The organism is Candidatus Methylomirabilota bacterium (assembly GCA_035709005.1).
Classification (GTDB): Bacteria; Methylomirabilota; Methylomirabilia; order Rokubacteriales; family CSP1-6; genus 40CM-4-69-5.
Map to the genome: position 1 here is coordinate 1 of DASTFB010000015.1, position 7,720 is coordinate 7,720.

General features: G+C 66.7%; 9 protein-coding genes. 5 read left to right on the forward strand and 4 right to left on the reverse strand.

Translation table 11 applies throughout. From position 1 onward, the window contains the following. The coding region (locus VFR64_02645; GenBank protein ID HET9488645.1) for a thioesterase family protein at positions 1-168 on the reverse strand (168 nt) is incomplete at its 3' end. A 14-nt stretch (positions 169-182) separates the two neighbouring features. Between VFR64_02645 and VFR64_02650 the strand changes: the two genes are divergently transcribed. Continuing rightward, positions 183-1,088, forward strand: coding sequence for a DNA-formamidopyrimidine glycosylase family protein (locus VFR64_02650; GenBank protein ID HET9488646.1), 906 nt, complete (start codon positions 183-185; stop codon positions 1,086-1,088). Positions 1,089-1,350: 262 nt separating this feature from the next. On the opposite strand, the gene VFR64_02655 is transcribed toward VFR64_02650, so the two are convergent. The 3 genes from VFR64_02655 to VFR64_02665 form a co-directional block, all read right to left on the reverse strand. Continuing rightward, complete coding sequence (locus tag VFR64_02655; GenBank protein ID HET9488647.1) at positions 1,351-2,067, reverse strand: hypothetical protein; 717 nt, start codon at positions 2,065-2,067, stop codon at positions 1,351-1,353. A gap of 86 nt (positions 2,068-2,153) precedes the next feature. Next, positions 2,154-2,705 carry a GNAT family N-acetyltransferase gene (locus VFR64_02660; protein HET9488648.1) on the reverse strand — a complete coding sequence of 184 codons (552 nt, stop codon included), beginning with the start codon at positions 2,703-2,705 and terminating at the stop codon, positions 2,154-2,156. A 560-nt stretch (positions 2,706-3,265) separates the two neighbouring features. Continuing rightward, the gene (locus VFR64_02665) at positions 3,266-3,883 is read right to left on the reverse strand and encodes a peroxiredoxin-like family protein (GenBank protein HET9488649.1); all 618 of its coding nucleotides are present in this window, start codon (positions 3,881-3,883) and stop codon (positions 3,266-3,268) included. Positions 3,884-3,981: 98 nt separating this feature from the next. Between VFR64_02665 and VFR64_02670 the strand changes: the two genes are divergently transcribed. From VFR64_02670 to VFR64_02685, 4 genes are all read left to right on the forward strand, one after another. Continuing rightward, a complete protein-coding gene (locus VFR64_02670) occupies positions 3,982-5,106 on the forward strand; it encodes a BMP family ABC transporter substrate-binding protein (protein ID HET9488650.1) in 1,125 nt (374 codons plus the stop codon). A gap of 2 nt (positions 5,107-5,108) precedes the next feature. After that, positions 5,109-6,152: an ABC transporter permease gene (locus VFR64_02675; GenBank protein ID HET9488651.1), complete on the forward strand. Its 1,044-nt coding sequence runs from the start codon at positions 5,109-5,111 to the stop codon at positions 6,150-6,152. A gap of 7 nt (positions 6,153-6,159) precedes the next feature. After that, positions 6,160-7,077, forward strand: coding sequence for an ABC transporter permease (locus tag VFR64_02680; protein ID HET9488652.1), 918 nt, complete (start codon positions 6,160-6,162; stop codon positions 7,075-7,077). Next, positions 7,074-7,720 (forward strand): ATP-binding cassette domain-containing protein (locus VFR64_02685; GenBank protein HET9488653.1); only part of this gene is annotated, 647 nt, incomplete at its 3' end. The genes VFR64_02680 and VFR64_02685, both read left to right, overlap by 4 nt.

Genomic DNA, 7,720 nt, shown 5'->3' on the forward strand with positions numbered 1-7,720 from the left:
CTTGTCGCGGCGGTGCGCAGCATCCAATCCGACCCAGGCCAGAAAGGCGTCGGTGGCCAAGTCGAAGACCACCAGGTAGTACCCCATGTTCATGTGCTGGTTGTGGTCGATCCACTCCGGCCGGACCACGTCGCGATGGACATCGAAGGGCGCCGCGATGTCGCTCATGTCCCGACATCCTAATGCCTGAGCTGCCCGACGTCGTCGCCTACATCGAGGCGCTGCGGTCCCGCGTGGTCGACGCCCGGCTCGAGGCCATCCGCTTGCTCCACCCCTTCGTCCTCCGCTCGGTCGAGCCTCCCGTCGGCGAGGTCGTGGGCCGGCGAGTGCTCGGTCTCCGGCGCCTGGGCAAGCGGATCGTCTTTGTGCTCGAGGACGAGCGCTTCGTGGTGCTGCACTTGATGATCGCCGGCCGACTGCTCTGGAAGGCATCGGGCGCCCGGGCCCCCGGCCGGATCGGCCTGGCCGCGCTGGATTTTTCCACCGGCACCCTGATCCTGACCGAGGCCGGCACCAAGCGACGCGCCGGGCTCTACCTGGTCCGCGGCGAGGCCGCGCTGGCCGAGCACGACCCCAGCGGTCTCGAGGTGCCGGAGACCGACCTGTCGGCGTTCCGGGCCGCGCTCCTGAGCGAGCGCCATACCCTCAAGCGCGCGCTGACCGATCCCCGGCTCTTCAGCGGCATCGGCAACGCGTATTCGGACGAGATCCTGCACCGGGCCCGTCTCTCGCCGGTGAAGCTCACCGACCAGCTCAGCGACGAAGACGTCGCGCGCCTGCACGAGGCCACCCGGGGCGTGCTCGTGGAGTGGAGCGAGCGGCTCATCCGGGACGCGGCCGGCGGCTTCCCCGAAGGCGTCACGGCCTTCCGCGAAGGCATGGCCGTCCACGGACGCTACGGCAAACCCTGCCCCGTGTGCGGCACTCCCGTCCAGCGGATCGTCTACGCCGAGAACGAGACCAACTACTGCCCGACCTGCCAGACCGGCGGCCGCCTCCTCGCCGACCGCGCGCTGTCCCGCCTGCTGCGGGCGGACTGGCCACGGACGCTGGAGGAGCTGGAGGAGCGCCGGCAGGCGCGGGGGTAACTGGCCGAGCGCCCTCTATTGCCCGAGTGTCCTTGTTAACGAGCACCGGGGTGGCCAAAAACCCCTGCGACACTCGCGACGTCTCCTGCAGTCCTTAGAGCGGTCTCAAAGGGGCGGGCCACGGCCACAAAGAAATAATTGTGGATAGCGGTTAACGCCGCGGATCAGATGCGAAGCGCGATCCAATGGCTACGGTCCGAACAGCGGGTCTAGCCACAGTATGGCTGCGCTTCGTCAGCTGCGTCCGCTTGTTGGGCCGCGCTCAACCAGAGACGTTCGCATATAGCTCATAGGCCATGGGGGGATCGATTGGGCTGACGATGAGTATCTTGTCCCAGGAATGCTCCAGCTGAAGGAGTTGCCGAAGTTCTACACGACCAGTGGCGTCGAGCCCGAAGCCGATATGGTCTACGAGCAGTAGCCACCATTCAGGGTAGTTCGCGCGCACACGGGCCACTTTGTTTGTCTTATCAAGGACGCAGATGCGAATGTTCCTGTTGAGTTCTGACAGGACGAAGCCGCCCGAATCACCATCGGCGTAGCCACCAAGCACGAAAAAGTCCTGATACGAACGGCCCGCGCGAATCAGGTTTACCTTAAGGCGTGGGGCGACGGCTCGACGACCGGTTTGACGCTCGGGGCCGTCACGAAACGCCATCAGGCTACCACGCAGCGCCGGACGCCAGTCAGCTGCCAACGGGCGCCGGAAGTCGTACATAACGTACCAACTCTCGCCGCCGCGCGATGGTCCGAGTTCCTTAAGCAACCGCTTCACGGCGCCTTGCAATGGGATGGCCACTTCTTCTAAGCCACGAGGACCCTCTGCGGTGTCTTCATTCTGGTTCAACCGTCTGACTTCGACCGCAATCTGCCCGTCGACGAGAAAGTCGGGAGGAATATTGCCATCGGGCTCGTACACGATGCTCTGAAAGCCGCGAGACTTGAGGTGCGATTCGGCAATCTGCTCGGACTTATCCATGCTCATATGTCGGCCCAACGCTCACGCTCAGCGGCCGGGGCGAGCATCGCGAGCCCGGGCGCTGGAGCGTGTGGTTGGGCGGCGCTTCATCTACCACCCGCCCGTTCAGCTTCCCACTCGCTTCGCGATATCGCACACCAGACTTCGTCCACCAGCCCGTCATTGGTAAACCGATTCGACCGAAGTACGCCCTCACGCTTCATCGCGAGCTTCTCGAGCACTCGAAGTGATGCGGCGTTGCGCGCATCGACAATAGCCCTCACGCATGCGAGCGTCGGGCAACCATTAAACGCCGTGTCGACAATGCCTCGAGCGGCCTCTGTTGCCAGGCCGCGTCCCCAGACTGCTCGGGCAATCGAGTATCCCAGCACGCCAATCCGAAGGTCGGACATCAGCCGCAGATTGATTCCGCCCACGACGCGTTCCTCGTGCTCGATTGCCCACGAAGGGTGCTCCTGCCGATTCAGCAACAGCTGTGTGGTGATGAACTTTCGCGCATCCTCCAGGGAATAGGGTTGCGCAATCCGCAGGTATCGACTCCACTCCACATCGTTTGCGTATTGGAAAACATCTCCGGCGTCGTCGACCGACCATGGTCGAAGAACCAGGCGCCCGGTCCGGATCACGTCAGGGAGCATGACTTCGAGATCTCAATGGTCTGCCTTGTCCGCCCAACTCCATCTATCTTGAACTTCGATATCCAATAGCCTAGTTCCGTATATCATTGCCACGCGACCCCGCCCGCGATTCCTGATCGCTGTTTTTCCGCCACCTTGCGGGCCATCCACCAGCCGGGCCGGGATACACTGCGAGGCCCGGCAAGATACCACCACTGAGTCGCGACCCCACGAAGGACGGCTTGCGGCCGGGCAGGCAGGCCTGGCGAACCTGGCGTGTAGGAGGCCGACACTCCCGCCCGGAACATACCCACCCGCTGACCCTTCGTGCTCGAACGGTAGCCGATCTGGCCGGATGGCGGCAAGGACCATCGGGCAGTCCCAAGAAGCGTTCGCTGAATGAAGGGAGATACAGTCACGTCTTCTTCTTCCAGCGCGATGGGTCACTCGGCACCTCAGGGCCTGCGGGTTTTAGGCGCGTCGTGTTTTCTGGGAACTGAACAACCAGTAACGAGCGATTACTGCGGGCGAAAGCGTGACCGCGACCAAACACGGGTTCGAGTCGCGTCTGCGCGCGGGTGTCAGGTTAGTGAAGACAACTCCTCCGCTGAAGGTAGAGGAACCATCAACGGGTCGACGCGGGACCAGACGATCACACCGTTGCGGCCGATGAGGAAATGGGCGGTCGCCGGGGCTGGTCGCTTCATTTCGGCCCGGTCCTCAATGGTCATCTCAAAGCCGCCCGAGGTCATGAAGATCGACAACGCCTGGCCCGGCGGTGGCTCCTGGCGTTCCTCCAGGAGGATCTCGGATGCTTTGCGTTCCGTTTCCTGGAGAAATTCAGGGGTCCTCGCCACTTCTGGAAGCCGGTACGCTCGATGAATCGTGCGGTCAGGGTCCGCCGCCATGGGAAAACACGCAGGGAAATGTCTAAAGTACTGCCGAGCCCGTTCTGGGCTGGCGACGACAACTCCGAGGAGCGTGATTCCGATAACCCGCAGCGCCTCGCATGTAGGTCTGAGCTGGCTGATGTGACGCCGGCAGAACGGACAGTACAGGCCGCGCAGCACCGTAAGCAAGACCGGCCCGAGACGGAGATACTCTGCGAGCGTCACAGTTCCTTCGACATCGGCTGCGGGCAGCTCGAAGTCTGGCGCCGGTTCACCCGGACCTAGCGCACCACGCCCCGGATCAGTCATCTGTCACCTCCCGGCGCCTCGGGCCTCGTTGGCCACGCCCTCCCCCAGCCGCCGGATTTCGTTTATTGTAGGACGCCCCCCAAGGCAGGAGGAGAGCCATGCCGCACGTCACGCGCCGCCAGATGCTGGAAGGGTCCGCCGCCACTCTCGCCGCCGCCGGCCTGGAAGGCCTGCTACCCCGGCTGGCTCGGGCCGCGGCCAAGCCGGTCACCGTCGGCTTCGTCTATGTCGGGCCCAAGAACGACTACGGGTGGAACCAGTCGCATGCGGTGGCGGCCCAGAAGATCGCCAGGCTCGAGGGCGTGAAGCTGATCGAGCAGGAGAACGTGCCGGAGACGGTCGAGGTCGAGAAGGTCATGGAGAGCATGATCCAGCAGGACGGCGCCGGGGTCATCTTCGCGACGTCGTTCGGCTACTGGCCCGGCGTGCTCAAGCTGGCGCGTAAGTACCCCAAGGTGCTCTTCACCCACATCGGCGCGCTGTGGAAGGACGGCGACCCCAAGAACACCATCGGCTACCGGGGCTACATGGAAGAGCCGCATTACCTCTGCGGGGCGGCCGCGGGGCATCTGACCAAGACCCGCAAGCTCGGCTTCATCGGCTCCAAGCCGCTCTACTTCATCTTCAACAACGCCAACGGCTTCATCCTGGGCGCGCGGTCGGTGAACCCGGCCATCACCTGTCAGGTGGTCATCACGGGCGACTGGAACAATCCGGTCCGCGAGGCCGAGGTGACCAACAGCCTGATCGATCAGGGGGTCGACGTCATCGTGGCCAACGTCGACAGCGCCAAGGTCGTGATCGAGAACGCCGAGCGGCGCGGCATCATGAGCTGCGGCTACCACACGGACGTGTCCGAGCTGGCGCCCAAGGGCTTCCTCACCGGCGCCGAGTGGAACTGGGCGGCCGGCGCCAAGTTCGTCCAGGCCTGGCAGACGGGCGGCACCTATCCCAACCTCCTGCGGGGCGGCTTCAAGCAGGACATGGTGGCCATCAGCCCCTTCGGCAAGGCGGTGCCGGCCGATGTGCGGAAGAAGGTGCTCGCCCTCCAACAAGGCTTTGTCAACGACACCGTCAAGCTCTACACGGGGCCGCTGAAGGACAACGAGGGCAACGTGGTCCTCAAGGACGGACAGGTCATCGCCAACGACGACAACAAGTTCAAGCTGGGCGTCAAGTTCCTCGTCGAGGGCGCGATCGGCAAGACCGGGCTCAAGAAGTAGCGGTGCGGCTCGGCGCGTGGGCCGAGACGGCGGTCATCACCGCGGCCGCGCTAGTCAGCAGCCTGGCCCTGTTCGGCGTCTTCGTGGCCCTGCGGGGACTCAGCCCGGTCCAGGTCTACCTCACCCTCTTCCAGGGAGCGTTCGGCACGCGATTCTCCCTGGAGCACACGCTAACGCAGGCGGCGCCGCTCATGCTCACGGCGCTCTGCACGGCGCTGCCGGCCCGGGCCGGGTTGCTGGTGATCGGAGGCGAGGGCGCGCTGGTGATCGGCGGGGTCGTCACCGTGCTGGTCGGCGTGAGCCTGGCCGGCGCGCCGCCGGTCCTCGCCATCGCCGCCATGTGCGCGGCCGGCGCCCTCGGCGGCGGCCTCTGGATCGGCGCGGCGGGCGCGCTGCGCCACTGGCGGGGCGTCAACGAGACGATCTCCACCCTGCTCCTGAACTACATCGCCATCGCGCTCATGAATCACCTCGTCACCGGGCCCATCAGGGATTTCGCCCAGGTGCTGAAGCCGGCGAGCTGGTCCGTGGGCGAGAGTCTGATGATCGGCGTGCTGCCCGGCACCTCCATCCACTGGGGGCTGGCCTTCGGCGTCGCCGCCTGCCTCGTGACCTGGGTGCTCATGCGGCACACGACGTTCGGCTTCGGCGTCGACATCCTGGGCGGCAACGCGCGCGCGGCGCGGATGGTCGGGCTGCCGATCGGCGCCATGATCCTGGCCACCACCATGCTGGGTGGCGCCGCCGCCGGCCTGGCCGGCGCCGTCGAGGTGATCGCCGTCCACGGGTTCGCCAGCGCCTCGCTGGCCGTCGGCTACGGCTACACGGGAATCCTGGTCGCGTTCCTGGCCCGCCAGAATCCCCTGGCCGTCGTCGCCGTGGCCGTCCTGCTCGGCGGCATCTCGGCCAGCGGCGGCCTGCTCCAGCGGCGCTTCGGCCTGCCCGATGCGGCCACGCTCGTGCTCCAGGGGCTGCTCTTCGTCGCCGTGCTGGCAGCCAACACGCTGGCCGGGCGCTTCCGCATCTTCCGGCCCCGGACGGTCTGAGCGCGCCATGGAGCTCGGCGGGTGGGGCGTCCTGATCGCGGTGCTTGGCGGCGCCGCCCGGGTCTCGGTGCCCTACCTGTTCGTGAGCCTGGGCGAGACGCTGACCGAGCGCAGCGGCCGCGTGAACCTGGGGCTCGAGGGCACGCTGGTGCTCGGCGCGATGAGCGGCTATGGCGTCGCGTACCTGAGCGGCTCGCCCTGGCTGGGGGTGCTCGTCGCCGGCAGTGCGGGCGCCCTCCTGGGCCTCGTCCACGGCCTGGTATGCTCCCTGCCCCGCGTGAACGACGTCGCCGTCGGCATCGCGCTCTTCCTGCTCGGCACCGGCCTGGCCTTCTATCTGGGCAAGCCGTTCATCCAGCCGACGGCGCCCCGCCTGCCTCATCTGGAGCTGGGTGCCTGGAGCGCGTCGCCGGCGGTGCGGGCGGCGCTCGAGATCAACGCGCTGTTCATCGCCGGAGCCCTGCTGGCGCCGTTGCTGGCCTGGGCGCTGTTCAACACGCGCTGGGGTCTCGTCCTGCGCACCGCGGGCGACAACGCCGACGCCGCCCGGGCGCTCGGCTACTCCGTGTCCGCGATCCGCACGGCCAGCACCACGGCGGGCGGCTTTCTGGCCGGCGTGGGCGGCTCGTTCCTCTCGCTCTACTATCCGGGGACCTGGAACGAAGGGCTCTCCAGCGGCCAGGGGCTGATGGCAATCGCGCTGGTGATCTTCGCCCGCTGGCATCCCGTGCACTGCTTCTGGGTCTCGCTGCTGTTCGGCGGCGCCACCGCGCTGGGGCCGGCGCTGCAATCGATCGGCATCACGGGCCATTACTATCTGCTCAATGCCGCGCCCTACGTGCTGACGCTGATCCTCCTGATCCTGAGCTCGTCGCCCCGGCAGGTGCTGGTCGGCGCCCCTAGCGAGCTGACGATCAGCCGATGAGCATCGCCCGCCCGCCAGAGATCGAGGTCGTCGACATGACGAAGCGCTTCGGCGACCTCGTCGCACTCGACGCGGTGTCCCTGCGCCTGGCGCCCGGCACGTTCCACGCGATCCTCGGCGAGAACGGCGCGGGCAAGAGCACGCTGGTGAAGTGCCTGATGGGCTACCACCACGCCGACGCCGGGCGCGTGCTGGTCGACGGCGCCGAGCGCGTCGTCGCCAACCCCCGCCACGCCCACCAGCTCGGCCTGGGGATGGTCTATCAGCACTTCACGCTGGTGCCCAGCATGACGGGCGCCGAGAACCTGATCCTGGGCGCCGACGACGCGCCGGCCATCGTACGCTGGGACGCCGTGCGAGCCCGGCTGCAGGCGTTTCAGGCCAGCATGCCGTTCCGGATCGATCTCGACCGGCCGGTCGCCACGCTGGCCGCCGGCCAGAAGCAGAAGCTCGAGATCCTCAAGCAGCTCTTCCTGGGGCGCCGGGTCATCATCCTGGACGAGCCCACCACCGTGCTCACGCCCGACGAGGCCGACCAGATCCTCGGCGTGATGCGCGAGCTCACCCGGGCCGGGCGGCTGACGGCCGTGATCATCACCCACAAGCTGCGCGAGGTGCAGGCCTTCGCCGACGAGGTCACGGT